We start from the raw sequence: 26499 nt of genomic DNA on the forward strand, positions 1-26499 counted from the left end.
TGAGGTTCGCTTAACCAAACCACGTATTCCTGACCTGTCCCGGTGCGGCCCGCTCGTCTGGGTGAGAAGTTGGTGACCTCCGGTAATCCTCGCAGTTCAGGGGTGGTTCTCCCCTGTGGATGAGCGTTCGTGCCCGAGGCGGTGCCGCTGCCATGATCGCGGCGTCGTCAGGCCGGCCTCGGTCGCGGTCGAGCCCGAGCGCCGCATCCACCCAACACCGGGACAAGGAGTCGGAAGATGGAACGAACTCGCCCATTGGCGGTGGTATCCCTCGGGATGCTGCTCGTGTCCGCGCTGTTCGCGGTCTCCGCGAACGCGTCCTCGGCGCCCGGTTTCGGGGACTGGGTCGCGGCCGAGCCCGGGGTGAACGGTCCTGTCGCGTTCACCGGGGTGGCGGGTATCGGTCACGGGCGGACGGTCGCGGTCGGGGTCGACGACCAGGGGCCGGTCGCGCTGCACGAACGGGACGGCGTGTGGACCGCGCTGCGCCTGCCCGGGCTCGCCGAACCAGCCGCGGTCGCCGGCCCGGCACCCGACCAGGTCTGGGCGGTGGGCGGCGGGCTGGTGTGGCGGTTCGACGGCGTTCGGTGGACCACCGAGGCCGTTCCGGCGTCGGGTGACGCCGGGCGGGCGGAGCTGGTCGACGTCGCCGTGGCGTCCTCGGGTGAGGTGTGGGTGGTGGGGACGACCCGGCCGCCGGGTGGGGGCGAACGGCCCCTGCTGCTGCACCGGACGGCCACGGAGGGCCGGTGGCACGTCCAGGAGCCCCCCGTGGCCGGGCGGGCCCGGCTCACCGCCGCGCACGCGAGGAACGCATCGGACGTGTGGGTGGTCGGGGAACGCCCCGACCTGGACGCTCCGTTGATCCTGCGGTGGGACGGCCGCTCCTGGGCGGAACACGCGGGGCCGGCGGGTGAGGACGGATCGGTCGTGCTCCTCGACGTCGTCGGGGTCAGCGACCGCGAGGCGTGGGCGGTGGGCCGTGCCCTGGCGCACGACGGCGACGCCGAACCCCGCCCGTTCCTGGCCGAATGGGACGGGCGGCACTGGTCGATCCCGGACACGCCCATCGCCGACGCCGATCTGCGAGCCGTGACCGTCTACCGGAGCGAGCCGGTGGCGGTGGGCCGCACCGCGGAGGGTGGTCCCTACCTGCTCCGGCGCAGCGACCGCCACTGGCAGCCGTGGCGGGTGACGGGTCTGGACGGCCTGGCCCTGGTCGACGTCGACGCCGCGCACGGATCGGTCCTGTGGACGGTGGGGACACCCACGGGCCAGGGCCTCGGGTCCGGGCTGGGCGGCTACCTCGGTTCCACGAGCCGGTAGGCCGGGCGCGGCAGGTGGTCGGGACGGCACCGGCCTCCCACCCGGGCGGGGTAGCGGGCGGGAAGGGGCGTCCGTGGGCGCGGTCGCGCCGCCTCCCGTCCCGCTCACCCGGTCGCGGGGCGAACGGCCCACCGCGGACCCCCACCCGGCACCGGGGCATGCCTTTTCGGCCGGTGCCGGTGCGGTCGATGTCTCAGACCTGGTCGCGGACGAGCGGGCAGGACATGCAGCGCGGGCCGCCTCGGCCAGACCCGAGTTCGGAGCCGGAGATCCGCAGCACCTCGATGCCCTGGGCCTCCAGCCTGGCGTTGGTCTCCACGTTGCGCTCGTAGGCCACCACCACGCCCGGTGCCAGCGCGAGCGTGTTGTTCCCGTCGTCCCACTGCTCCCGCTCCGCCGTCACCGGGTCGAGGCCGGTCTCGATGACGCGGAGGCGTTCGATCCCCATCGACTCGGCGGCGGCGGTCAGGAAGGGGGTCGGCCCGCCGATCCGGAGCGTCCCGTCCGGGCGCGCGGTGATGGGGAAGGCGGTGAGGCTGTCCTGGACCGCCGGGTAGAGCACGACGGCGTCGGTGTCGACCATCGTGCACAGCGTGTCCAGGTGCATCCAGGCTCGACGTTGCTCGATCGGTACCGCGAGGACGGTGTGCGCGAGGCCGTCCGCCAGCACCGACCGAGCCAGGGACTCCGCGCCGGCCGGAGTGGTGCGTTCGCCGACGCCGATGGCCAACACCCCGGGGGCGAGCAGCAGCACGTCCCCGCCCTCCACCGGCGCCGAGTGCGCCCCGTAGGCGCGCCTGGCGCGGGTGAAGCGGGGGTGGAACGCGTAGATGAGGTCGGTCAGGGACGTCTCCCGGCGGCGGGCCGGCATGGTGAGCGAGGTGATGCCGACCCGGTCCCCGATCCACACCGAGGAGTCCCTGGTGAACAGCAGGTTCGGCAGCGGGTCCACCGCGAAGTCGTGGGGGTGGCGCATCTTCCTGACCAGGGAGCCGCCCTCCGCCGCCGGCAGTTCCTCGAAGGTCATCCCCGCCGTGAGCACGGAGGCCAACGTCGTGACGTCCGCCTCGCTGAGGTACGAGCGCAGCACGTCGGCCAGGTCCAGGCCCAGGCGGTGCTCGTCGACGGCGGCCACCACACCGGCCGCCCGAGCCCTGGGGTCGGCCAGGGCCTGGGACAGCAGGTCGGTGAGCAGGAGCACCTCGGAGCCCCGAGCCCGCAGGGTCTCGGCGAAGGCGTCGTGTTCCTCCTGCGCCCGGTCGACCCAGGGGATGCCGTCGAAGAGCAGCCGGTCGTTGTTGCGGGGGGTGAGGCGTTTCAGTTCTTCACCCGGCCGGTGGAGGAGAACCGAACGTAGCCTTCCCACCTCGGTGTGCACCGATCCGGCCGGCTCTGGTGCCTGTTGGTCGAGGGTCGCGGTCGCCGTCGCTTCCGATTCCACGCGTTCCAGCCTAGTGAAGGAGCGGAAGGAAAGCCGGCTCTGACGGGGATCTGTGGGTAATTACGATCGTAATCAGCGGTTCCTCTGGTTGTTCGTTAAACCTGACGCCTAACCAAGGGTGTCATCGTTGCGCGTATGGGTTACCCCACTACTGGTCGCACCGGGCAGCGGAGGGTAGCGGGGGGCCACCGTCCCCCGGGTGCCCAGCGGAGTGAGGACTACGCCGAACCACCCCGCGAGGTCCGTCCGGTAAGTCCTACGCTCTCCGATGTGAAAATCCATGAGCGGACCATCCTGAACGGCAGGGTGGTGATCGTGACCGGTGCTGGCAGGGGCATCGGCCGCGCCGAAGCACTGGAGTGCGGGAGACAGGGCGCCGCCGTCGTCGTCTCCGACCTGGACGAGGCGGTGGCCACCGAGGTCGTCGACCAGATCAGGTCCGAGGGCGGGCGCGCGGTCGCCAGCGTCGGGGACGTCTCGGACACGATGGTCGCCGACGCCCTCGTCACTCGCGCCGTCGCCGAGTTCGGCCAGCTGGACGCGCTGGTCAACAACGCCGGTTTCGTCTCGGACCGCACCGTCGCGAAGATGTCGGACGACGAGTGGGACTCGGTGCTGCGCGTGCACCTGCGCGGCCACTTCACCTGCACGCGGGCCGCCTGCCGCTACTGGAAGGAGTCCGAGCGGACGGGGCGCCTGGTGCACACCACCTCCGCCTCCGGCATCCTCGGGAACTTCGGCCAGAGCAACTACGGCACCGCGAAGGCGGGCATCGCGGCGTTCTCCACCATCGTCGCGATGGAGATGGCCCGCTACCAGGTGACGTCCAACGCCATCGCCCCCTCCGCGATCACCCGGCTCACCGAGGACCTGCTGCCCGACGAGGAGATGCGGGAACACGAGCGCGCGGCGGAGGAGCACGGCTTCGACTTCTTCGCGCCGGAGAACATCGCGCCCCTGGTCGCGTACCTGTGCTCGGCGGACTCCGGTCACATCAGCGGCAAGGTGTTCGGGGTGCAGGGTGACAGCATCGAGCTGTACCAGCCGTTCACCTCCGTCGCGGAGATCACTGCCGGCAACAGGCGGTGGCGCCCGTCGGAGCTGGACGGACGCATCGACGACCTCTTCAGCGACGCCTGCGTGCAGGCCGGTCCGGAGAACATGATGGCCAGGATGCGGTACGGCATCCTCAGCACCTGACGCCGGCGGCTTCCCCGGAGGATGGCTCGGCCCCGAACGAGCCGTCCGTCCGGTCTGGCGGGGACCGGCGCCCCGCACCTCCTCGTCCCGCCCCCCACGACCCGCTGGTCGAACGGCGGACGCCCGCCCCGCGACCCTCGCGCGGGTGGGGAGTGCTCCGACCGCCCGGCCCGGGTTCGAGGAACGGGGACGCTGGCCCCGGACCCGATCGCCCATCGATGGCCCCGACCCCGAGCCGCGTGGCGGTGGTCCTCCCGGTGTGCCATGCCGGGGCCGCCGTGTTCCGCGAGGAGCTGTCCCCGCCCGTTCTCGGCGGTCTGCCGCCGCTGGTGGGGCTCGCCGAGGTCATCCGGGCGTGGACGGCGCGGCACCGCCCGGACCCCCCGGACCGTCCCGGCCGAGGTGGTCGAACGGGTGCCGCCAGCGCACGCCGATCCCCTCCCCCGGGTCAGTCGCGGGGATGGTCCTCCCCGCGTTGGCGGAGGGGGCCGGTCCGGCCTGGTTCGGGCCCCTCCGGTCCGGGCGGACCCCGACGACGTGCGAGATGGGCGGCTGGGGGCGCGCCGACGGAGCGTGAACGCGCCCACCTGGCGGCCGCGCGGGCCGGACAAGGAGGTGAGAGGTCGCGCTGGCCTGGTCCGCCGGTACGTCGACGTGGCAGGACGCCGCTGGTGTCGCTCGTGGCGGTCGACGAGGGGCAGGTCGACGGGCGGCAGGAAGCCGCTGCTCTGGGCTACCACCGGACGTCGCACACGGCTTTGGTCAGAAGTGAGCGCCCCGGCCGAGCCCACGCCTCACAGTGGAGGCATCGCCGGGCATCCGAGCAGTCGTCCCTCGACGAGGTGGCGTCGGGGCGGTGGGGCCACCTCCGGAGCGCGGGGGCGCCCGGGGACCTCCGCGTCGCCCGGGTCCCGACGACGCGCGGCGCGCGTCAGGGCAGCCAGGACAGGTGTGGTCCGAGCAGCGCGTACCCCACGAAGGCGACGACGTCGATGAGCGCGTGCCCCACCACCAGGGCCCACAACCGGTTGGTGCGCTGCCAGTACCTGGCGTAGACGAGCCCCATCACGATGTTGCCGAGGAAACCGCCGAACCCCTGGTACAGGTGGTAGGTGCCTCGGAGGACGGCGGAGAACCAGAGTGACGCGTTCTCCGACCAGCCGAGCTGCCGCAGCCTGGTGATCAGGTACCCGACGACCAGGATCTCCTCGGCCCAGGAGTTGCCGACGGCGGAGAGCACCAGGGTCACCGAGCGCCACCACGCCTCGTCCAGCGTGCTGGGCAGCACGGTCAGGTTGATGCCGATCGCCCTGGTGACGAGGTAGAAGGCGAGACCGGGAACGCCGATGATGGCGGCGAGCCCGGCTCCCCTGGCGAAGTCACGCCCGACCTGGGCCCGGTCCAGGCCGATCCGGCGCAGCGCGACACCCGCGCGCCACAGCAGGTAGACGCCGAGCGCCCCCCACGACAGCAGTTGAAGCACGCTCGTGAGCTGCCGGGCCAGGTCGAGCAACCCGATGGTGGCCTGCGGGACGTTGATGGCGACGGACTGCTCCGAGAGCGGTGCGGGCCGCAGCAGGGAGTCCAGCAGGGACAGCAGGCTGCGCAGCCCGGACAGTCCGAGTGTCGCGGTGAAGACGATGAGGAGTTCGATGACGACCGCTCGTCGCTGACCCGGATCGGAGATCACCTCGGGGTCTGCTGGGCGGGCCGGGCGGAACCAAGACCGCGGCGTGGAGGGCACGTCCGCACGGTACAGCGGCCGAGGCGCGGCGGAAGGCGCCTCCGGGCACTCGGGACCCGGGCCGCGACAGGCCGACGGGCCGAGTGCGCGCACCTCCTCGTCGCGGAGGGCGCCGACCGGGTGGTGGCGGGCACGGACGTGCCGAACCGGCCGATGGCGGCGGCTTTCGACCGGGCTGGTTACCCGGTCGGGCAGCACCGCCTCGACCTGGCCCGAGGTGGGGTCGTGGCTGTCCGCGTGGGCGGGCGGACAGGACGGGTGCCCACCGGAACCGATGCCGGCGTGGCCGGCTGGCTCACGGCCCGGTGGTCACCGCTCGCACGAACGGGCAGCCCACGAGCCGGCGCAGCTCCAGCGAGAGCTCGCGCACCTCGGTGACCGGGCGGGAGAAGGCCAACCGGACGTCGTGGTCCCCGGTCACGGACTCCACCCTCAGCCGCAGACCGAACCGGTCGATGCCCAACGGCCGCACCCGACCGCCCCGCAGGTGGTCGGGAACGTGGCGGCCCAGCATGCCGACCACGTCCCGGTGCGCGTTCTCCAGGTGACGCAGCCAGTGCGGCTCCTGCCGGCAGAACGGGTCCGGAGTGGCGCCCGCGAACTCCTCCGGGCCCACGGGGCAGGTGCCCTCCGCGTCGGCGAGGACCATCGACGCGGGTGTGAGCCGGAGGAGGGACATGCCGTGGCCGATGTCCAACAGCCGGGCGTCCGGGCGGCGCTCGGCGATCCACAGACCCGTGTCACGGGCCTCGCCCGGATCCAGCGCCGTGAGCAGGCCGGTGAACCACAACAGCCCCCGCACCGGCTCCCTGAGCGGTACCGGAGCCGGGTCGGCCAGTTCCAGCACCGCGGCCGAGACCCCCTCGTCCCCGCCGCGCAGCCCGGTCACCACCGGGTGCTCGTCCGGCAGCATGAGGGTGACCACCCCGTCCGGTGCGGTGTGGTGCAGGATCGGCTCGACCCGGGCCGCGCTGGTCTCGTCCGGCATCAGGGCCGCCCGGCCTCCGCGCTCGGCGATGCTCCTCGCGCGTTCGGCCGAGCCGGGGCCGGTCACGCGATGGTCGGGCGTCGTCACCACCAACTCACCTCCAAGAGTTAGGTGAGCCTAACCTGTTTTCCGTGTTCGGGGTAGTCGTGCCCGGCGGCCGACCGGTCCGGCGTTCCGCTCACCCCGTCGCGCGGGACTCCGGGCCCCGGCGGGCCCAGGACCAGGCGTAGCGGTCGTCCTCGCAGGCGAGGGCCGCCTCCCCCAGCTCCAGCGGTCGGAAGGTGTCCACCATGACGGCGGTCTCGTCGAACCGTTCGGCGCCCAGGGAGGCCTCCACGGCGCCGGGCTGAGGGCCGTGCGTGCACCCGGCCGGGTGCAGGGACAGCGAACCCAGCCCGATCCCCGAGCCCTTCCTGGCCTCGTAGTCGCCCCCCACGTAGAACATCAGCTCGTCCGAGTCGACGTTGGCGTGGTTGTAGGGCACGGGCACCGCGAGCGGGTGGTAGTCGACCTTGCGGGGCACGAACGAGCACACCACGAAGTTCGGGCCCTCGAAGGTCTGGTGCACCGGCGGCGGCTGGTGGACACGGCCGGTGATCGGCTCGAAGTCGGCGATGTTCAGCGCCCACGGGTACAGGCAGCCGTCCCACCCCACCACGTCGAACGGGTGGTGGGCGTAGGTGAGGACGGAGAGGCCGGCGCGGTGCCGGACCAGGACGTCGACGTCCTCGCCCTCGACCAGCAACGGCGCGGTGGGGGCGCGCAGGTCCCGTTCGCAGTAGGGGGAGTGTTCGAGGAACTGGCCCCGCGCCGACAGGTACCGGCGCGGCGGTCCGATGTGGCCGGTCGCCTCCAGGACGAGGAGCCGCAACACACCCCTGGGGAGGACGCGGTAGGTGCAGGAGGTCGGCAGCACGACGTAGTCGCCCGGGCCGACCTCCAGCGCCCCGTACACGGTCTCCACCGTCGCGGAGCCCGACCGCACGTACAGCAGCTCGTCGCCGACGGCGTTGCGGTACAGCCCGCTGTCGGCGTCCGCCTCCACGTACGAGACGGACACGTCGGGGTTCGCGAACAGCTGCCGCCGGCCCGTGACGGCGTCCACGGGGCCCGCCGGCCAGCTCAGCGCCGGGGTGCGGAAATGCCGGGGTTTCAGGGGGAGGTTGGGGGTGGTGGACCGGTCGTGGGCCTCGGCGGAGGAGGCGCGGCCGGCCCAGTCCGGCTCCCGCGAGTCGATGATCGCCGTGGGGAGTTCCCGGTGGTAGAGCAGGGCGGAGTCCGAGGAGAACCCCTCCACCCCCATCAGCTCCTCCGCGTACAGGCTCCCGTCCGGTGAGCGGAACTGGGTGTGCCGTTTGGGGGGTAACTCACCAACACTGCGGTAGTGGGGCATGCTGGCTCCCGGTGTTCGTTATGCGGACACCTTTGTTCATTGTTCGTTCCGGCACTAGCGTGTCAGCCGTGTCAAGCGCCGTTGAACTTCATGCTCCCGGTCCGCGGGGGATCCCTCCCCTGCTCGCGCGGTTGGTCGACGACGCCGCGCTCTTCCCGCCCGCCAACACCGGAATGGCCGAGGCGGTTCGCGGCCATCTGGAGGGACGGGCTGGTAACGCGGCCGGCGTCATGGGGCTGTTCCTCTGCCCCTCGTCGCGGCTGCCGGAACTCATCACCGAACTGATCAAGGCGAAGCCGCTGCGCCCGGTGGCGTTGTCGCTGGTCATCGACACCGGATTGGGGGGAGTGCCCAAGGCCGTATCCATCGTGGAGTCCCGCACCGAACTGCTGTCGCTGAACATGGTGGAGATGCCCGCGCCGTCCGAGGTGGACGACGTGTGGCTCGAACGCGTGTCCGAGTTCGTGCCGGAGGACGTCATCCGCGTCATCGAACCGCGCCGCGGCGGCGCCGGCTGGCTGGACAGCGTGCGGCGGGTCGCCGAGCACGGCTCGTGGGCCAAGCTGCGGTGCGGCGGCCTCACCCCCGAGGCGTTCCCCTCCGTCGACCAGGTGGCCGACTTCCTGTCGGTGGCCAGCAGCACCGGCATCCCCTTCAAGGCGACGGCGGGGATGCACCACGCGGTGCGCTACATGGACGAGGAGACCAACTTCCCCCACCACGGGTTCCTGAACCTGCTGGTCGCCTGCGCCAGGGCGCTGTCAGGTCGGGATGTCCGGGAGGCGTTGGCGAGCGACGACGCCACCGCGCTCGCCGAGGAGGCCAAGGAGCTCTCCGACGAGGCGGCCCGCGCCGTGCGGGGCGTGTTCGCCTCCTACGGCTCCTGCTCGTTGAGCGAGCCGCTCGACGATCTCCGTGAACTCGGCCTGCTGTGACCAGGTGACGCCGCACCGACGCGCGGGGGTCGCGTCGGTGTGCCCGCCATACCGGACGCCGGCCGCGCCCGGTCAATTCGGTGGTGTACGACCACCTCCCTGCGGAAGGGTGATCGTGTGAGCTGGATCGACGACCCCGCGTTCAGCGCGGCCGACCCGTTCGGACCGCAGACCCTGCCCTACGGGGTGGGGCGGGTGCGCGCGGAGACCGCGACGGGTGCGCTCGTGCGGGTGGGCGACCACGCGCTGCCGTTGCGCCCACTGGCGACCCACCTCGGACCACGGCTGTCCGGACCACTGGCCGCCGACTCGCTGGACCCGCTGTTGGCGGCCGGGCGCCCGGCGTGGGCGGAACTGCGGGAGAGGCTGCGCGAGGTCGTCGACCGCGGTTCAGCGCCGCCCGGCGCCGACCTCGTGCCGTTGGCGGAGGTCCGGCCGGTGCTGCCGTTCGCGGTCGCCGACTACGTCGACTTCTACTCCTCGCGGCACCACGCGGAGAACGTCGGTCGGATCTTCCGCCCGGACTCCGACCCGCTGCTCCCGAACTGGACGCACCTGCCGGTCGGGTACCACGGGCGGGCCGGCACGGTCATCGCCAGCGGAACCCCCGTGCGCCGGCCGAGAGGGCAACGGAGACCGCAGGGCTCCACGGGCCCGGTGTTCGGACCGAGCGAGCGGCTGGACATCGAGGCCGAGGTGGGTTTCGTCTGCGGCGGACCGGTCCGGGGCGAGGTGGGCACCGCCGAGCTGGCCGACCACGTCCTGGGGGTCGCGCTGGTCAACGACTGGTCGGCCCGGGACATCCAGGCGTGGGAGTACCAGCCGTTGGGCCCCTTCCTGGGCAAGTCGTTCGCCACCTCCCTCTCCCACTGGATCACCCCGCTGGCCGCGTTGGAGGCGGCGCGGGTGCCCACACCCCCGGCGCCGAACCCCCTACTGGACTACCTGTCGGAGGACGAGCCCTGGGGCTTGGACCTGAGGCTCGAGGTCCGCTGGAACGGCACCGTGGTGAGCCGACCACCGTTTGCCGAGATGGCCTGGTCGCCGGCGCAGCAGCTGGCGCACCTCACGGTGAACGGGGCGACGGTCCGTCCCGGCGACCTCTTCGCCTCCGGGACGGTGTCCGGCCCGGACCGGGCGGAACGCGGTTCCTTCCTCGAACTGAGCTGGGGAGGCCGGGAACCGGTGACCCTCGACGACGGCACCACCCGTGCCTTCCTGCTCGACGGGGACACCGTCGAGATCACGGCCACCGCACCGGGACCGGACGGCTCGGTCGTCGGGCTGGCCGAGGTCACGGGCCGGGTACTGCCCGCCGACGTCGAGCCGACCGCCGTACGCGGTCCCGGACGCTGACATGTCCGTCCCCACCACCCGACAACCGGCGACCGCCCCGAGCCCGGTGACGACGCGCGGCCCGGCAGCCGAGGAACCGGTCGCCGAGGTCGAGCTCCCCGGGCTCCCGCGCGAACGCTCCCTCACCCTCGAACGGGGGTTGGCGTTGTTGCAGGCGGTCGCCGAGGCGCAGTCCGACGCCCCGACCATCAGCGAACTCGCGGCCGCCATCCGGGTCAGTCGAGCCGCCGTGTACCGGCTGCTGGGGCCGCTCCAGGCGCGGGGCCTGGTCCGTCGGGAGGGGTCAAGGGTTCGGCTCGGTCTCGGCCTGCTCACCCTGGCGGGCAACGTGCTGCCCCAGGTGCGGCTGGCCGCGCTGCCCGCGCTGCGGGAACTGGCCGAACGGACCGGAGCGACCGCGCACATCACGGTGGCCGACGGCGAGGAGGCCCAGGTCGTGGCGGTCGTCGAACCCACCTGGACCGTCTTCCACGTCTCCTACCGGGTGGGCTACCGGCACCCGGCACGGCAGGGCGCGGCCGGGCGGGCCATCGACCTGTCCGCCGACCGGCACTGGGTGTTCTCCAGCGGGGAGATCCAGGAGGGCGCCTACGGCGTCGCCGCCCCGGTGCGCGGGGTGACCGGACTCCGGGCGAGCGTCGGGGTGGTGGCGATGCGCCCGGTGGACGAGGCCACGGTGGGCCCGCTCACCGTCACCGCCGCCGAGGCGGTCTCGGCCGCGTTGACCTGAGCGAGGCGGTACCCGGCCGGCGGAACGGGAACCGGTGGCCGTGCGCGCTGCCCGAACCGGCACGGGTAACGGATGCCCGAGCGTCGGGATCAGGGCCCGGCCTGGCCGCGGCAGGGGCCCAGCCAACCGACCCGGGCGTTCGGCACGCCCGCCTGGCGCCGGCCAGGGCAACGGAAATGTCGCTGTGTGATCGTACTGTCACTCCAGGTGTTCAAGCTCGTGCTCGCAGCTGCCTGGGAGGCCGAACAGTGTCCGATCCCTTCGTCCACCTCCACGTGCACACCGAATACTCCATGTTGGACGGCGCGGCCAAGGTGGGGCCGCTGTTCGCCGAGGCGAGCCGACTCGGCATGCCCGCCGTCGCCATGACCGACCACGGGAACATGTTCGGCGCCGCCGAGTTCTGGGAACAGGCCAGCGGATACCCCGACGTGAAGCCGATCCTCGGGATCGAGGCCTATGTCGCTCCGGGGAGCCGGTTCCACCGGAAGCCGGTGTTCTGGGGCGGAGCTGGCAGCGGGGACGAGGGCGGTGACGTGTCGGGCCGCGGCGCCTTCACCCACATGACGTTGCTCGCCGCCGACGCGACCGGGCTCCGCAATCTCTTCCGGTTGTCGTCCCTCGCCTCGATCGAAGGGCAGTACAAGAAGCCGAGGATGGACCGGGAGCTTCTCTCCAGGTTCGCGAGCGGACTCATCGCCACCACCGGGTGCCCCGGGGGTGAGGTGCCGACCCGGCTGCGCCTCGGTCAGTACCGGGAGGCGGTGCGGGCTGCCAGCGAGTACCGCGACATCCTCGGCAAGGAGAACTACCTCGTCGAGCTGATGGACCACGGCGTGCGGGTGGAACGCGTCGTGCGGGAGGGTCTGCTCACGATCTCCCGGGATCTCGGTCTCGCGGTCGTGGCCACGAACGACAGCCACTACGTCACCCCGGACCAGGCCCAGGCCCATTCCGCCCTGCTCTGCGTGCAGACCGGCAGTACCTTGTCGGACCCCAGGAGGTTCCGGTTCGAGGGGGCCGGTTACCACCTGAAGTCGGCGGCCGAGATGCGGGAGTACTGGGACCGGGAGGTTCCCGGAGCCGCCGACACGACCTTGGACGTCGCGGAACGCGTCGGTTCCTACGCCGAGGTGTTCGGATTCGTGGACCGCTCACCACTGTTCCCCATCCCCGTCTCCGAGTTCTCCGGCCGGGCCGGGCAGGTCCTGGGCGCGCGGCGGGTTCGGGTCCACGAGGTGGCCGGCGCGTGTCCCCTGGTGCTCCGGATCGACGGGTTCGACTCGCTCGCCGCCGTGGGGGAGGCGCTGGACGGGCACGAGGGAATGACACCGGTCGTGCTCGTGGGAGGAGACGGCGGTACCGCCGACACCCTGGTGTTGCCAGAGGGGGTGCGGGTGTCGGCGGACCTGTTGCGGGTGTTGGACCAGGTGACGGGGGTGACGGTCGCCTGACCGCCGGTGCCCCTGCCGCCGGGTCGCGCCGGCTCCTCGTCACGCCGGAGCCGTGAACCGCCAGTGATGCCCGTCGGGGTCCGCGACGTGCGCGACGTGGCCATCCCCGTCGACCTGGGTCGCCGGGGTGACGATCCGCGCTCCGGCGGTTCGCGCCACCCCGAGGAGGGCGTCGAGCTCGACACGGGACGCGGCGGTGTGGGTGAGGACGGTGGCGGAGAACCCGTCGCCCCGCCCGTCCACGCCGACATCCCCCGCGAGCGCCCCGCGCGGGAGCAGGCCGAGCCGGAATGCGCCGGCGGTCACGGTGAAGTCGACGAACTTGTCACCGTAGTCCCGGTCCACCCGCATCCCCAGCGCCGCGTAGAACGTCGCGGACGCCTTCGGGCTGCCAACGCCGAGGTAGACGGCGGTCTCCACGAGGCTGGCCGGGGCGACGGCGGGAGCGGTGTTCCTCTTGTTGACCGCCGCCAGTTTCCAGACCGCGCCATCGGGCGCCCGGTAGGCGGCGGCGAACTCGCCGAACAGCCGCTTCCTCGGTGGCCTGACCACGGTCGCACCTCGGGAGGTGGCGTTGTCGAGGAGGGCCTCGACCTCACTGGGCTGGTTGACGATGGCCGAGAGGACGAGACCCCGGAAACCCGAGCTCGCCGGATTCGCGTCGACCTCCGCGGCGAGCTCCTCGACCCCCCGGAGGTCGATCCGCCCGGAGCCGGCCAGGTGGAGCGACGTGGAGGGCTTCCCGCCGGTGGTCGCGAGCGGGTACGCCGAGGCGTAGAAGTCGGTCGCCTCGGCGACCCGGGGGACGCCGAGGGTGATGCGGTCAAGGGTGAGCTGCACGGGGGTGGTCCTTCGTCCGGGTGCGGTGGTCGGGACGGGGCGGGCGGCGCTCAGGCCGTCTGGTTGACGCGGACGAGGTTCCCAGCCGGGTCACGGAAGGCGCAGTCGCGGACCCCGTAGTCCTGGTCCGCCGGTTCCTGCACGATGTCCGCGCCCGCGGCTTCGAGGCGTTCGAAGAGACCGTCCAGGTCGTCGGTGGCCAGCGTGATGGCCGCGAAACTTCCCTTCGCCATCAGTTCGGCGATGGTGCGGCGCTCGTCCTCGGAGATGCCCGGGTCGGCGGTCGGCGGGTGCAACACGATCGACGTCCCGGGCCGCCCGCGCGGGCCGACGGTGATCCAGCGCATCTCCTCGTACCCGACGTCGTCGAGGACCTCGAAGCCCAGCGCGTCCCGGTAGAACCGCAGCGCGGCCTCGGGGTCGGTGTGCGGGAGGAAGGCGTGGTGGACGGTGACGTTCATGCCCGGAACGCTAGGAGTGCCTACCGGGGTCGTGCTTCTTGATTCCTGACCGGTCTGGTCACCTGTTTCGCGAGGCAGGGTGGAATCCCGGCCGCGGCCTGGGAATGATCCCGCCGATAGGTGCTCGGTGGTACTCCGACCAGTTCCGCGAACCTCGTGCTGAACGTTCCCAGCGACGAGAAACCGACCTCGAAACACACCTCGGTGACACTGAGGTCCCCTCGGCGCAACAGGGTCATCGCCCGCTCGATGCGCCTCGTCATCAGGTACGAATAGGGCGACTCCCCGTACACGCGTCGGAACTCCCTGCTCAGGTGCCCGGCGGAGACATGAACTCCCCTGGCCAGTTCCTCGACGTTCAACGGCTTGGCGTACTCGCGGTCCATCCGGTCGCGGACCCGGCGGAGCGCCACGAGGTCCCGCAACCGTTGAGCCTCCGTGCGCCCAGCAGTCATGGGGGCATCGTGCCACGTCACGGCGCTGGCGTTCCCAACAGCCGCCCCACGTCGTGGCGCGAGCGGGTGTCCTGGCGGTCACCATCCCCGGCCCCACCGGGGAGCGCCGCCTCCCTTGGTGCCGGGTCGTGCGCCCGGCGGCCGCCGATCCGGTCAGGATTCGAGAAGCCGGCGGAATCGGGGGCGGCTACCGTCGCGTCCAGTTCTGATGAACCCCCGCCAGGAAAGGACCAGCGATGAGTTCCACGTCGCACGGGGAGGCCGGGTCGAACTCCGGCGGTTTCTCCGAACAGGAACGCGCCGCCATGAGGGAACGCGCCCAGGAACTGCGGAAGGAGGCGGGGCGCGGCCGAGGAGGAAAGGCGGCCGCGGACGAGGCCGACGTGCTGGCGAAGATCGGGGAGATGCCCGAACCGGACCGTTCGTCGGCGGAGCGCGTGCACGCGATCGTCACCAGCCACGCCCCCGATCTGGCCCCGAAACTGTGGTACGGGCAGCCCGCCTACGCGAGGAAGGGGAAGGTGGTCTGCTTCTTCCGCAGCGGCGCCGCCGACAAGGAGCGCTACTCGACGTTCGGGTTCACCCCCGAGGCACGCCTCGACGACGACGGCGGCCTGTGGCCGACCTCGTACGCGGTGTCCGAGCTGGGTGAACGGGCGGCGGAGACCATCGCCGCGCTGGTCGCGAGGGCCGTGGGCTGATCGAGGACGGTGGAGGGCTCGGCCCGCGACGGCTGCCGACGGCGATGTCTCCGGCGGCCCGGCCGCCTCCCGCCAGCCGAGAGGAACCGCCCCGGCGGGGCAGGGGACCGGGCTGGTAACCCCGAGCGCCCCGCCGACGACCCACGGTCGTGGGAACGAGAGCGGGAGCGGTCCTCGCCGTCGCCCTGGCCGCCGTGGGGTGCGGCGGGGTGGTCGAGCGGGAACCGGACCGGACGACAGGTTTCCGGCAGGTCTCGCGGGAGGCGTTCGACGCCGACGGGCTGACGTGGCCGCTGACGGTCGACACCGCCGAGGTGGGCTGCGAGGGCGGCGGCGCGGTCGTGGTGGTCGAGGGAACCGCCTACGGCATCACCGGAGCCGCCCAGGCCGCCGGAGTCCCCGCCCTGCCCGAGGACCTGTGGGCGGACGACTCGGGGATCGGCCACGGGGTGAAGGTCACGGTGTCGGACCTGATCTCCGTCGCGGGCTGCTGACCCCGGGCCTCGCGACCGGGTCCCCCGGTCAGGTCCCGGCGGCACGACGGGGCGGAGGGGGCGATGTTCCGTCCGCTGCCACGGGGTGCCGGTGGTGTGGTCCGCCCGGCTCCCGCTGGCCGGGCGGATTGGGAACAGCCCCGGCTCCGCCTGGGGTCGGGTGGCTGGTGGGGCTCTCGCGCGGGCGGTCGGCCTTGACGGCGTCGGCCAGGGCCACGAAGGCGGCCGGTGACGTTCGACGATCTCGCGTGTCCGTGCCCGAGTCGACGTCCCTCGTCGGCTCGGGCTGGCGGGCGCGCATCCCGCGTCCCGGTGGCCGTCGGCACGCCCCGCCGCGTCGGCTCGCCGCACCGACCAGGGCCCGGCTGGCCACCGCGACGAGCCCGGCGGGCGTGGCTGGTGGTTGCTCCCCCACGCGGCAGCGCCGGGTGGGGTGGCGGTTCTGGGCCCTGCTGCCGGCAGGTGGAGTGACGGGGGTCATGATCGCAGGTCAGCGGGCCCGAATTCAGGACCAACGTCCCGGGAGAACGGGACCCTGACCGTCCGCTTCCCGGCCTCCGCCGCCCCTAGCGTCCTCGCTTGAGGGCGAGAGGAGCGGGTCGTGGAGATCCTCGACGTGGCGCGGTGGCAGTTCGGCATCACCACCGTCTACCACTTCCTGATGGTGCCGCTGACCATCGGTTTGTCGGTCCTGGTCGCGGTGATGCAGACCGCCTGGCACCGCACGGGCAAGCCCGAGTACCTGGCGATGACCAAGTTCTGGGGCAAGTTGATGCTCATCAACTTCGCGATGGGCGTGGTGACCGGCATCGTGCAGGAATTCCAGTTCGGCATGAACTGGAGCGAGTACTCCCGGTTCGTCGGGGACGTGTTCGGCGCGCCGCTGGCGATGGAGGGCCTGGTCGCCTTCTTCGTCGAGTCGACCTTCCTCGGGTTGTGGATCTTCGGGTGGGGCCGGCTGCCGAAGCGGGTGCACCTGGCCTGCATCTGGGCCGCGTCCCTGGCGACCGTGCTCTCCGCCTACTTCATCCTCTCGGCGAACTCGTGGATGCAGCACCCCGTCGGTGTCGCCCTCGACGAGGACGGTCGGCCTCGTCTCACCTCGGTGTGGGAGCTGCTGACCAACTCCACCGTGTTGGCCGCCTTCCCGCACACCATCGCCGGGTCGTTCGCCGTCGCCGGGTCCTTCCTGGTCGGTATCGCCGCCTGGCACCTGGCCCGGCGGCACCGCGACACCCCCAAGGACGACCCCGACCGCCGGGTCTGGCACCGCTCGCTCCGGTTGGGCGGCTGGGTCGGGGTGGTGTCCTTCGCCGCCGTCGCGATCACCGGTGACCTCCAGGCGAAGCTGATGTTCGAGCAGCAGCCCATGAAGATGGCGGCGGCGGAGGCGCTCTGCCACACCGAGGCCCCCGCCGGTTTCTCGGTGTTCGCGGTCGGGGACGTGAGCCGGCCGGACTGCGAGAGCGTCAAGAGCATCACCGTCCCCGGGCTGCTCTCGATGTTGGCGCACAGCGACTTCTCCACCGAGGTCCGGGGCGTCGAGCAACTCGTCGACGAGTACACCGAGCGGTACGGGACGAACTACCCCGACGACCCGAGGCTGGGCGAGATGGCCGGCCAACCCATCGACTACGTGCCCTCCCTGCCCATCACCTACTGGGGTTTCCGGCTCATGATCGGCTTCGGGGTGGTCGCCGCCGGGGCCTGCGCGTTCGCGTTGTGGGTGACGAGGAAGGGCCGGGTGCCCCGGTCGCGGTGGTTCGCCCCGTTGGCGCTCGCCGGCATCGCGGCCCCGTTCCTGGCCAACACCTTCGGCTGGATCTTCACCGAGATGGGCCGCCAACCCTTCGTGGTGGTGCCCAACCCGACCGGCGTGGACGGGGTGTGGATGTACACGGCGCAGGCGGTGTCCCCAGGGGTGTCGCTGGGCTCGGCCGTGTTCTCGCTGGTCGCGCTCACCGCCGTCTACGCGGTGCTCGCCGTGGTCGAGGTGTTCCTCCTCGCCCGTTACGCCCGCGCGGGCGTGTCCGGGGTGATGCGACCGCCCTGGGAGGAGCCCGACGAGGAGGGGAAGTCGGATGACGGCCCGGGTGGGAGTGACGGACGCGGGGGAGGCGGCGGTGACGTGCTCGCCTTCGCCTACTGAGCCCCGGGCGGGCCGTCCGCCCGCTGACCCGCCCGGCGCCCGGACCGGCCGCCCCCAGCCTGCCACCGGTTGAGAAGGAGACCGTCGTGGACCTGCCCACCTTCTGGTTCTGCGTGATCGCCGTGCTGTGGCTCGGCTACTTCTTCCTGGAGGGCTTCGACTTCGGCGTCGGCATGCTGCTCGGCCCCATGACCAGGGACGACACCGAGCGCCGGGTGATGGTGAACACCATCGGCCCGGTGTGGGACGGCAACGAGGTCTGGGTGATCGTCGCGGTCGGCGCGACCTTCGCGGCCTTCCCCGAGTGGTACGCGGCGCTGCTGTCCGGGGCCTACCTGCCGATCCTGTTCATCCTGCTGGCGTTGATCGGGCGGGGGGTGGCCTTCGAGTACCGGGGCAAGGTCGACAGCCACCGCTGGCGGCGGAACTGGGACCGGGTCATCCAGATCGGGTCGTGGATCCCGCCGCTGGGGTGGGGCCTGGTGATCACCGGCACCGCGACCGGGCTGCCGATCGACCCCAACGGTGACCTGCGCGGTGGGGTGATGGACCTGCTGCGGTTGGACACCGTCCTCGGCGCGGTGGCGTTGACCGCGTTCAGCCTGCTGCACGGCGCGGTGTTCGTCGCGCTCAAGACCGACGGGACCGTGCGGCACCGGGCGCACGGGGTGGTGCGGCGGTTCGGTCCGCTGCTGCTCGCCCCGGTCCTCGCGCTGCTCGTGCTCGTCCAACTCCGCCAGGGCACCCTGTGGACCGCGGTCGTGGCGGGCCTGGCGGCGGCGGCCGGGGTTCTCGCCCTGGTGTGGATGCGGCTCCACCGGGAGGGGCGGGCCTTCGCCTCGCTGGCGGTGCTGATCACCGGGGTCGTGGTGGTGCTCTTCGGTTCGCTCTACCCCAACGTGCTGCCCTCCACGGTGGACGAGGCGTTCTCCCTGACGGTGGCCGGCGCGGCATCCAGCCCCTACACGCTGACCGTCATCACCTGGGTCGCCGCTTTCGGCACCCCAGCGGTGCTGGTCTACCAGGGCTGGACGTACTGGGTGTTCCGGCGGCGGATCAGCACGGCGAACATCCCACCGGTGCGGGTCCCGTGAGGCTCCACGACCCGGTGCGGGGAGGGCGACGGTGCGGGGCGGGCCGGTGGCTCGGCGGTACGTCCGCATGGCGGACGCGGAGGAGGTGACGGACGGGATGGCTCTGGACACCGACCGGACCCGCCCGGAGAGTGCAGGGGTGGGAATCTCCGCTCGACGGTTCCGAGGCCCGCTCGGACCGCTGCCGGCCCTGTCGACCTCGGCCCGCCGATCGCTGGTCGTCATCGGCCTGCTCGCGGTCGCCGACGCCGTGCTGCTCGTCGCGCAGGCGGTCGGTCTTGCCACCGCGCTCACCGGGGTCGTGGTGGACCGGGTACCCGCCGGGGACGTCCTCGCGCCCCTGGGGTGGGCGGCGGCGGCGGTCCTGGGCCGGTCGGTGGTCGCGTGGGCGCTGGAGTCGACCTCGGCCCGCGCGGCCGGAGGGGTCAAACGGGAGCTGCGGTCCGCGCTGCTCGACTCGGCCCTCGGCCGTGGCCCGGAGTGGATCCACCGGGGCGGTGGGGACGACGCCGTCGCGGGCGGGGTGGGCCGGCTCAGCAGCCTGGCGACGACCGGGCTGGACGCTCTCGACCCGTACTTCCGCGCCTACCTGCCCGCACTGGTGACGGCGGCGGCGGTGCCGCCGCTCGTCGGCGGGTGGATCCTGCTCACCGACCCGCCGTCGGCCGCGCTGGTGTTGGTGACCGTGCCGCTGATCCCGCTGTTCGCGGCGCTCATCGGGCGCTACACCGAGCACCGCTCCCGCCGGGCGGCCGACGCCACCGCCCGGTTGTCCGGGCACCTGCTCGAACTCGTCCGGTCCCTCGGGGTGCTCACCGCGTTCCGGCGGGCCGGTCAACAGGCCGAGGCGGTGCGACGGGTCAACGAGAGCCATCGGAAGGCGAGCATGGGCACGCTGCGGGTGGCGTTCCTGTCGGCGCTGGCCCTGGAGCTGCTGGCCAGCCTGTCGGTGGCGCTGGTCGCGGTCAACATCGGCCTCCGGCTGGTCTCCGGGTCGGTGGAGCTGGTCACGGCGCTGGTCGTGCTCCTGCTCGTGCCCGAGTGCTACCGGCCGCTGCGGGCGGCGGGCGCCGCCTACCACGCCAGCGAGGACGGGGTGGAGGCCGTGCGGCGGGTGCACGAGGTGCTCGTCGGCGGTACGGCCGCGGCGGTATCGGACGGTTCCTCCGAGGCGCCGCCACCTCGGGTGGCGGAACTGCGGGTGTCCGGGCTGCGGGTCGCCCGCCGGGACCGGTTCGCGCCGGACGGCCTGTCCTTCACCGTCTCCGCCGGTCAGATCCTCCGGCTCGACGCGCCACCAGGACCGAGCTCGGACCGGGGGCGGGTGGTCGGGGTCCGGGGCGCGGTGGCGGCGAACGACCCCCACCAGCGGCTCACCCCCGGACGGGTCCTGGCGCCGGACCGCGCCGGCGACCGGGGAATCGGTCCCAGCGGCAGCGGGAAGAGCACCACCTTCTCGGTCCTGATGGGTTTCGTCCGGCCGGACGAGGGCCAGGTCCTCGCCGACGGTCGGGACGTCACGCGGTGGGAGCCGGACCGGTGGCGGTCGGCGCTGGCCTGGGTCCCCCAGCACCCCCGGTTCACCGCGGAGACGGTCAGCGAGGAGTTGCGGTTGGCGCTGAGCGACCGGCCCGGGGCGACGGCCACCGACGCCGAGCTGGGGGAGGTAGCGGCCTCCGTCGGCGCCGCCCGGCTGCTCGGCCGGTCGGTCCGCACCCTGTCGGTCGGCGAGCGCCAACGGGTCGCGGTCGCCCGGGCACTGCTGCGGGTGCGGCACGGGGCCAGCGTGCTGCTGCTCGACGAACCGACCGCGAACCTGGACCGCGTCACCGCCGCGCGGGTGATGGCCGCCGTGGAGGACGCGGCCGATCGGGGGGCGGTCGTGGTGCTGGCGACGCACCGCCCCACCGCCGCCGAGGCGTCGCCCCCGCCCTCGTCCGGCGAGGCGACGACCGCGCCAGGAGGGGGCGGGGAGCCGGTGGCTGGTCCCGCCGCCAGCCGGCTTCGCGACCTGGTGGACCGGCGGACGGCCCTCGGCGTCGTCCTCGGGGCGTTCGCCCTGGCCGCGGGGGTGGCGCTCACCGGCACCGCGGCCTGGCTGATCGCCACCGCCGCCGGGCAACCACCGGTGCTCACCCTCACCGTCGCGGCGGTGTCGGTGCGCACCTTCGCGCTGTCCAAGGCGTTGCTGCGCTACCTGGAGCGGCTCGTCTCCCACGACGCGGCGTTCCGGCTGTCCGGCAGGCTGCGGGTCCGGCTGTGGAACGCCCTGGTCCGGCTCGGGCCGGCCCGGGTCCCGCGCCGTCGCGACTCCGACACGGCGGCCCGGTTGGTCGGTGACGTCGACCAGGTCCGGGACCTGGTCCCCAGGGTCCTGCTGCCGCCGGCGGCGGCACTGCTGGTCGGGGCGATGGTGGTGCTGGCCCACTCCCTGATCCTGCCGTCCGCCGGCGCGGTGACGGCGGTGGCGCTGGTGCTCGCGCTCGGCGGGGGGTCCCTGGCCGCCCTGGCCGTGCAGCGCCGGGCCGAGCGGCGGGTCGCGGCTGGTCGGCGTCGCGTCGCGGTCGGCGTCCTCGACCTGCTGGACTCCGCCGCGGACCTGGTCGCCGTTGGCGCGGCCGGGCGACGTCGCGCCGCGTTGGCCGAGGATGACCGCGAGCTCGGCCGGCAGGCCGCTCGGGCCGCGCTCGGCGCCGGTGCCGGGTCCGCCGTCCTCACCGCCGTCGTCGGCGCCGCCGCGCTGGCGAACCTGTGGCTGGGTGCGTCGGCCGTGGCCGCCGGGGCGTTGAACCCGGTGCTGGTCGCCGTGTTGGTGCTGTCCACCCTGGCGGTCGCCGAGGTCGTGGCCACCGTCCCACCCGCGGTGACCCAGGCGGGCGCGCTGCGCGACGCCCAGCGTCGCCTCGACGAGGTGTGGGGTGAGGCCGAGGACGACGGTGCCGTCGAACCCGGGGGAGCGACGACCCTGCCGTCCCCGGACGGCGAGGTGGTGCTGCGTGACGTGGACGCGGGGTGGCCCGGACACCGCCAGCCGGTGCTGCGGGAGGTGACGTTGCGGCTGCCCGCCGGAGCGCACGTGGCCGTGCTCGGACCGTCCGGGGCGGGGAAATCCACCCTGCTGGCGCTCCTGCTGGGATTCGTGCCGCCGCGCACCGGCGTCGCCAGGCTGCCCGACCGGGTGGCGTGGTGCCCGCAGGACCCCGCCCTGGTTTCCACCTCCGTGCGGGAGAACCTCCGCGTCGCGCGGCCCGGGGCCGGGGACGCCGAGCTGCGGCGCGCGCTGGCGGTCGCCGGTCTCCCCGACTGGGGTGACCGGTTGGACGCGGTGCTCGGCAGCGGCGGACTCAGCGTGTCCGGGGGTGAGGCCGCCCGGTTGGGGATCGCCAGGGCGGTCCTCGCCGCCCCCGACTCGGGGCTGGTGCTGTTGGACGAGCCGACCGCCCACCTCGACGCCACCACCTCCCGCGAGGTGCTGGCCAGGCTGCGCGCCGAGTTCGCCGGGCGGACCGTGGTGCACGTCACGCACCGACCGGAGGAGGTGCTGGACGCCGACCTCGTCGTGGAGGTGCGCTCAGGCGCGGTTCGCGAGTACCAGGACCTCGACCTCCTGGTGCTGGCCGGTTCGGATCGGGTGCGCACCGAGGGGGCGGCCAGCGGTGACCGCGTCAGCATTCCCCGGCAGAACACGGGGGGCGAGTAGCGTGGCCGCTGCCATGATGGACTCCACTCTCGCCAGGGACACCCTGGCCGCGGCGACCGAGATCACCACGGCCGCCATGTCCCACGACGAGCCCGAAGCGGTGTTGCCGCTGGTCGCGCGGAGGGCCGCCGCCCTCACCGAGGCCGACCTGTGCCTGGTGATGGTGCGCGCCGAGGACGGGAGCCTGACGGTCGAGGCCGCGCACGCCGACCGGAACTCCGCCGGGCGGGTGCGGGACCCGATGGGCGCGGTGCTCTCCCCCCGCTCGGTGGCCTCCCGGGTCGCCCGTCGAGGGGTGCCGATGGTCGTCGACGACGTGACCGCCGATCCGAGCACCTCCCCGTTCGTGCCGCCGCAGCTGCGCGGGTACGGCCCGTTCGCCGTCGCGCCCTTCGGGACCCGGGAGCGCCGGTTGGGGGCGTTGGCGGTCTACCGGTGGCGGGGGGCGAGGTCGTTCGCGCCGACGACGGTCGAGGTGCTGGCGGCCTTCGCGGCCCAGGCGGGGTTGGCCATCGTGCTCGCCGAGGGTTCCACCGCCCGGCAACGGGTGGCGGTCTACCAGGAGCGGGAGCGGATCGCCCGCGACCTGCACGACGTCGTCGTGCAACGGCTGTACGCCGCCGGGGTGCGGCTCGACCTGCTCGGCCGTCGGCTCGCCGGCCGGCTGGAACCGGCGGACGAGGCCCGGTTGGCCGACATTGTCGAGCAGTTGGACGGCACGATCGGCGAGATCAGGGACACCGTCCGCGAGCTGCGGTCCACCGACCCGGCCGACCAGGGGGCCGCCGTCGACCTGCCCGATTCGGTGCGGGCCGAGGTGGCCACGGCGGCCGGCCTGCTCGACCTCACCCCGACCCTGGACCTGGTCGGTGGGTGTGACGACGTGCCCGTGGTGGTCGCCGACCACGCGCGGGCGGCGCTGCGGGAGGCGCTGTCCAACGTGGTGCGCCACTCGGGAGCCCGGTCGTTGGCCGTCGAGCTGCACCGCTACCCGGGGGGCCTGCGGCTGCGGGTCGCCGACGACGGCTGCGGTATCCCCCGGGGTGTCACCCGGCGGGGGCTCCTCCACCTGGAGGAGCGGGCGGCGGCGGCCGGTGGCCAGTGCCGGGTGGAGTCCTCCCCGGACACCGGGACGACGGTGACCTGGGAGGTACCGCTGTACTGAACCGGGGTGAGGTCGACTCGCGGTGGGGGCCGGCTGCCACGACGATCGCCTCATGACCCATGTCGTCCCGAAGCAGGGCAGGACCACCATCCCCGGGAACACGCTCATCGTCCCGACACCCGAGCACGGCCGTGAGCTGGCGCTCCAACTGGCCAGGCACTCCGTCCAGCACATCCAACCCGACCACGAGATCCTCCGCGGCGGCCGGCCCCACTACGCCACCGACCCCGACAGCCTCATCGAGGCGGCGCAGGTGGTGGCGACGGAGTTCGCGACCATCGCCGCCGCCAACGACTACTGGCGTTGATCCTCCCCGGTGCCGGGCCCGTCCGGGTGCTCCGCCCGGCGGTCCCGGCCCGTGGTGTGAGGCGACGGGAACCGGGCCTCAGGCCAGGACGCCCCCGTCGATGGGCAGCACCGCCCCGTTGACGAAGGAGGCGCGGGGGCTGGCGAGGAAGACGACGCCGGCGGCGATCTCCTCCGGCCTGCCGTACCGCCCCATCGGGTTCATCGCCAGTTGGGCGGGTGCGGACGGTCCGCCGGCCGGGTTCATGTCGGTGTCGACCGAGCCGGGCTCGACCACGTTGACCGTGATCCCGCGCGGGGCGAGGTCGCGGGCGGCGCCCCTGCTGTAGCCGACGACGGCCGCCTTGGTCGCCGAGTAGTCGGCCCCTCCGGAGAGGGAGGCGCGGCTCCCGAGCGTGGATCCGATGGTGATGATCCGGCCACCTTCGCCGAGGATCGGGGCCGCCGCGCGGATGGCCGCGACCACACCGCCGACGTTGATCCCGAACTGGCGGTCGAAGGCGGCGGCGGATCCCGTGTCGTCCAGGGGACCCCGCACCGACACTCCGGCGTTGTTGACGAGCACGTCCAGCCGTCCGAAGTCCCGGGCCACCGCGCGGACCAGTTCGCCGACCTGATCCGGGTCGGCCTGGTCGGCCCGGTACGCGGCGGCCCGTACTCCCCGGTTCCGCAGCTCGCGCACGACCTCGTCCGCCAGCGCTTCCGACGTGCCGTAGCTGATGGCCACGTCCGCGCCCTCGGCGGCCAGCGCCGCCGCGACGGCGGCCCCGATCCCCCGCGAACCGCCCGTCACCAGCGCGACCCGTCCAGCCAGTTCTTCCGACATGTGCCCTCCGTCCCCAGGGGTGTGGGCGGGCGCCCACACTTCTGTACTGATAGGTACAGAACGGGGACTGTACCCTAACGATCGGTACAGAAGTAGGGGGTGCGCATGGCGGTGGGGCGACCGCGCGGGTTCGACGTCGACGAACGCCTGGACCGCGCGCTGGAGGTCTTCTGGCGGCAGGGTTATGAGGGCACCGCGCTGTCCGACCTCACCGAGGCGATGGGGATCAACCGGCCCAGCCTCTACTCGGCCTACGGGAACAAGGAGGAGCTGTTCCGGGCCGTGGTGCTCCGCTACGCCGAGGGGCCTGGTGGTCACCTGCGGGCGGCACTGCTGGCACCCACGGCGCGAGCCGTGGTCGAACGACTGCTCAGGGGCACCGTCGAGGTCGTGACAGCCAGGGACCACGGCGGATGCCTGTTCGTCCAGGCGGCACTCGCCACGGGAGAACAGGGAGGGCGTCCGCGCGACGAACTCGCCTCCTGGCGCCGCTCCGGAGAACTGGAGTTGCGGCGACGGCTCCAGCGGGCGCGGGACGAGGGGGACCTCCCCGGGGACCTGGACGCGGCCGACCTCGCCCGGCACGTCATGACCACGTCCCACGGGCTCGCCGTGCAGGCCACGCACGGAGCCACCCGCGCGGAGCTCGACCGGGTCGTCGAGCTGTTCCTGTCCGGCCCGCCCTGGGCGGAGTCGCCCGCCTGAGCGGGGCGGGCCGCCGCCCCTCCGGGCGACCCGCCCGAGGATGACCGCGCCGCCAAGGGCGGGCGAGTGTCCGCTGACGGCGTTCCGCCCCGGCGGCACCAGGCCCAACCCGGGGAGTCCAGCCCGACCGGAGGCGCTCCCCTCAGGGGCGCCGGCCGCGACGGGCGATCCAGGCGGCGGCCTGCGTCCTCCGCTGCATCCCCAACTTCGCCAACACCGAGGTCACGTAGTTCTTCACCGTCTTCTCGGCCAGGAAGAGGCGCTGGGCGATCTGCCGGTTGGTCAGGCCCTCCCCGATCAGGTCGAGCACCCGGCGTTCCTGTTCGGTCAGCGCGGCCAGTTCCTCCGGGGTCTGCTCGCGGCGGATGCGTTCCAGCACCCGCTCGGTGGTGACGGAGTCCAGCAGGGACCGGCCCGACGCCACCTCCCGCACGGCGGTGACCAGATCCTGGCCTCGTACCTGTTTCAGCAGGTAGCCGGAGGCACCGGCGATGATCGCGCCCACCATCGCCTGTTCGTCGTCGAAGGCGGTGAGCACCAGGCAGCGAGGTGGGCGGTCGAGCTGACGGAGTTCGCGGCACAGTGACACGCCGTCGCCGTCGGGGAGGCGCACGTCGACGACGGCGACCTGGGGGGCCACCAGGCGGGCCCTGGCCAGGGCCTCGCCCGCGCTGCCGGCCTCGGCCACGACCTCGATGTCGTCCTCGGAGTCCAACAGGTCCCGCAGGCCTCGGCGGACGACCTCGTGGTCGTCGACGAGGAGCACACGAATGGGCACGGCACCACGCTACGACCCGAGCGGCCAGCCCTTTCGAGGGCTGCCCCCCCGAGGTGACGGCGGCTACGTCCGGGCGGGTGCCTGCTGGCACTCGCCTATGTCGAGTGCCAGTTTTTTGGCGAGTTCGGGAACAACGCCAGCGCCGGCACCGTTGGCACTCATGACAGGTGAGTGCCAAATCGGGTCGGTGGGAGTGGGGCGGGGAACCCCGTCAGCCGAGCCGGTGGGCACGCACGGGACCGAGTGCCGATTCGGAGC

General features: G+C 73.1%; 22 protein-coding genes and 1 pseudogene. 14 read left to right on the forward strand and 9 right to left on the reverse strand.

Going from position 1 to position 26499, the window contains the following annotated elements:
* Positions 1-237: 237 nt before the first annotated feature.
* Entirely contained in the window at positions 238-1326 is a 1089-nt protein-coding gene (locus tag ACOJVX_RS00545; protein ID WP_155886040.1) for a hypothetical protein, read from the forward strand.
* Positions 1327-1519: 193 nt separating this feature from the next.
* Here the strand turns inward: ACOJVX_RS00545 and ACOJVX_RS00550 are convergent, their stop codons facing one another.
* The gene (locus ACOJVX_RS00550) at positions 1520-2704 is read right to left on the reverse strand and encodes an arginine deiminase (protein WP_026417762.1); all 1185 of its coding nucleotides are present in this window, start codon (positions 2702-2704) and stop codon (positions 1520-1522) included.
* 333 nt (positions 2705-3037) lie between these two features.
* Between ACOJVX_RS00550 and ACOJVX_RS00555 the strand changes: the two genes are divergently transcribed.
* Complete coding sequence (locus tag ACOJVX_RS00555; RefSeq protein WP_026417761.1) at positions 3038-3967, forward strand: SDR family NAD(P)-dependent oxidoreductase; 930 nt, start codon at positions 3038-3040, stop codon at positions 3965-3967.
* 931 nt (positions 3968-4898) lie between these two features.
* On the opposite strand, the gene ACOJVX_RS00560 is transcribed toward ACOJVX_RS00555, so the two are convergent.
* The 3 genes from ACOJVX_RS00560 to ACOJVX_RS00570 form a co-directional block, all read right to left on the reverse strand.
* Positions 4899-5711, reverse strand: coding sequence for a CPBP family intramembrane glutamic endopeptidase (locus tag ACOJVX_RS00560; protein WP_169731677.1), 813 nt, complete (start codon positions 5709-5711; stop codon positions 4899-4901).
* Between the two features lie 295 nt (positions 5712-6006).
* Entirely contained in the window at positions 6007-6789 is a 783-nt protein-coding gene (locus ACOJVX_RS00565) for a DUF2470 domain-containing protein (protein WP_051313527.1), read from the reverse strand.
* A gap of 88 nt (positions 6790-6877) precedes the next feature.
* Complete coding sequence (locus ACOJVX_RS00570) at positions 6878-8092, reverse strand: homogentisate 1,2-dioxygenase (RefSeq protein WP_422647157.1); 1215 nt, start codon at positions 8090-8092, stop codon at positions 6878-6880.
* Positions 8093-8112: 20 nt separating this feature from the next.
* Here ACOJVX_RS00570 and ACOJVX_RS00575 point away from each other — a divergent pair, with 20 nt between their 5' ends.
* From ACOJVX_RS00575 to ACOJVX_RS00590, 4 genes and pseudogenes are all read left to right on the forward strand, one after another.
* Positions 8113-9027: a hypothetical protein gene (locus tag ACOJVX_RS00575; protein ID WP_051313524.1), complete on the forward strand. Its 915-nt coding sequence runs from the start codon at positions 8113-8115 to the stop codon at positions 9025-9027.
* 117 nt (positions 9028-9144) lie between these two features.
* Positions 9145-10383 carry a fumarylacetoacetase gene (fahA, locus tag ACOJVX_RS00580; protein WP_422647158.1) on the forward strand — a complete coding sequence of 413 codons (1239 nt, stop codon included), beginning with the start codon at positions 9145-9147 and terminating at the stop codon, positions 10381-10383.
* A gap of 1 nt (position 10384) precedes the next feature.
* A complete protein-coding gene (locus ACOJVX_RS00585; RefSeq protein WP_422647159.1) occupies positions 10385-11113 on the forward strand; it encodes an IclR family transcriptional regulator in 729 nt (242 codons plus the stop codon).
* Positions 11114-11361: 248 nt separating this feature from the next.
* Positions 11362-12273 (forward strand): annotated as a pseudogene (locus ACOJVX_RS00590) (PHP domain-containing protein); the annotation flags it as partial.
* 333 nt (positions 12274-12606) lie between these two features.
* Here ACOJVX_RS00590 and ACOJVX_RS00595 read toward each other — a convergent pair.
* From ACOJVX_RS00595 to ACOJVX_RS00605, 3 genes are read right to left on the reverse strand one after another with little or no spacing between them, the layout of a single operon-like run.
* Positions 12607-13407, reverse strand: coding sequence for a VOC family protein (locus ACOJVX_RS00595; RefSeq protein ID WP_422647160.1), 801 nt, complete (start codon positions 13405-13407; stop codon positions 12607-12609).
* Between the two features lie 50 nt (positions 13408-13457).
* On the reverse strand, positions 13458-13868 hold the full coding sequence (locus ACOJVX_RS00600; protein ID WP_026417753.1) for a VOC family protein: 411 nt from the start codon (positions 13866-13868) through the stop codon (positions 13458-13460).
* A gap of 20 nt (positions 13869-13888) precedes the next feature.
* On the reverse strand, positions 13889-14323 hold the full coding sequence (locus tag ACOJVX_RS00605; protein ID WP_026417752.1) for a helix-turn-helix transcriptional regulator: 435 nt from the start codon (positions 14321-14323) through the stop codon (positions 13889-13891).
* Between the two features lie 236 nt (positions 14324-14559).
* Here ACOJVX_RS00605 and ACOJVX_RS00610 point away from each other — a divergent pair, with 236 nt between their 5' ends.
* The 7 genes from ACOJVX_RS00610 to ACOJVX_RS00640 all read left to right on the forward strand — a co-directional run bounded on the left by ACOJVX_RS00610 (position 14560) and on the right by ACOJVX_RS00640 (position 23933).
* Positions 14560-15024, forward strand: a complete 465-nt coding sequence (locus tag ACOJVX_RS00610; RefSeq protein WP_422647161.1) for a DUF1801 domain-containing protein — start codon at positions 14560-14562, stop codon at positions 15022-15024.
* A gap of 149 nt (positions 15025-15173) precedes the next feature.
* Positions 15174-15518, forward strand: a complete 345-nt coding sequence (locus ACOJVX_RS00615) for a hypothetical protein (protein ID WP_026417750.1) — start codon at positions 15174-15176, stop codon at positions 15516-15518.
* A gap of 601 nt (positions 15519-16119) precedes the next feature.
* Complete coding sequence (locus tag ACOJVX_RS00620) at positions 16120-17667, forward strand: cytochrome ubiquinol oxidase subunit I (RefSeq protein WP_418155181.1); 1548 nt, start codon at positions 16120-16122, stop codon at positions 17665-17667.
* Between the two features lie 86 nt (positions 17668-17753).
* Positions 17754-18761, forward strand: coding sequence for a cytochrome d ubiquinol oxidase subunit II (gene cydB, locus ACOJVX_RS00625; RefSeq protein ID WP_422647162.1), 1008 nt, complete (start codon positions 17754-17756; stop codon positions 18759-18761).
* A gap of 67 nt (positions 18762-18828) precedes the next feature.
* Complete coding sequence (gene cydC, locus ACOJVX_RS00630; RefSeq protein WP_422647163.1) at positions 18829-22461, forward strand: thiol reductant ABC exporter subunit CydC; 3633 nt, start codon at positions 18829-18831, stop codon at positions 22459-22461.
* A gap of 16 nt (positions 22462-22477) precedes the next feature.
* Positions 22478-23626 (forward strand): GAF domain-containing sensor histidine kinase, encoded by a 1149-nt coding sequence (locus ACOJVX_RS00635; protein WP_026417747.1) that lies wholly within the window; start codon positions 22478-22480, stop codon positions 23624-23626.
* Positions 23627-23678: 52 nt separating this feature from the next.
* A complete protein-coding gene (locus ACOJVX_RS00640) occupies positions 23679-23933 on the forward strand; it encodes a hexameric tyrosine-coordinated heme protein (protein ID WP_026417746.1) in 255 nt (84 codons plus the stop codon).
* Between the two features lie 78 nt (positions 23934-24011).
* On the opposite strand, the gene ACOJVX_RS00645 is transcribed toward ACOJVX_RS00640, so the two are convergent.
* On the reverse strand, positions 24012-24758 hold the full coding sequence (locus tag ACOJVX_RS00645; RefSeq protein ID WP_026417745.1) for an SDR family NAD(P)-dependent oxidoreductase: 747 nt from the start codon (positions 24756-24758) through the stop codon (positions 24012-24014).
* A 105-nt stretch (positions 24759-24863) separates the two neighbouring features.
* Between ACOJVX_RS00645 and ACOJVX_RS00650 the strand changes: the two genes are divergently transcribed.
* Positions 24864-25463, forward strand: a complete 600-nt coding sequence (locus tag ACOJVX_RS00650) for a TetR/AcrR family transcriptional regulator (protein ID WP_026417744.1) — start codon at positions 24864-24866, stop codon at positions 25461-25463.
* A gap of 142 nt (positions 25464-25605) precedes the next feature.
* Here ACOJVX_RS00650 and ACOJVX_RS00655 read toward each other — a convergent pair whose 3' ends face one another.
* The gene (locus ACOJVX_RS00655) at positions 25606-26241 is read right to left on the reverse strand and encodes a response regulator (protein WP_026417743.1); all 636 of its coding nucleotides are present in this window, start codon (positions 26239-26241) and stop codon (positions 25606-25608) included.
* Positions 26242-26499 lie beyond the last annotated feature (258 nt).

The sequence above is a fragment of the Actinoalloteichus caeruleus genome, from assembly GCF_049311605.1.
Taxonomy (GTDB): domain Bacteria; phylum Actinomycetota; class Actinomycetes; order Mycobacteriales; family Pseudonocardiaceae; genus Actinoalloteichus_B; species Actinoalloteichus_B caeruleus.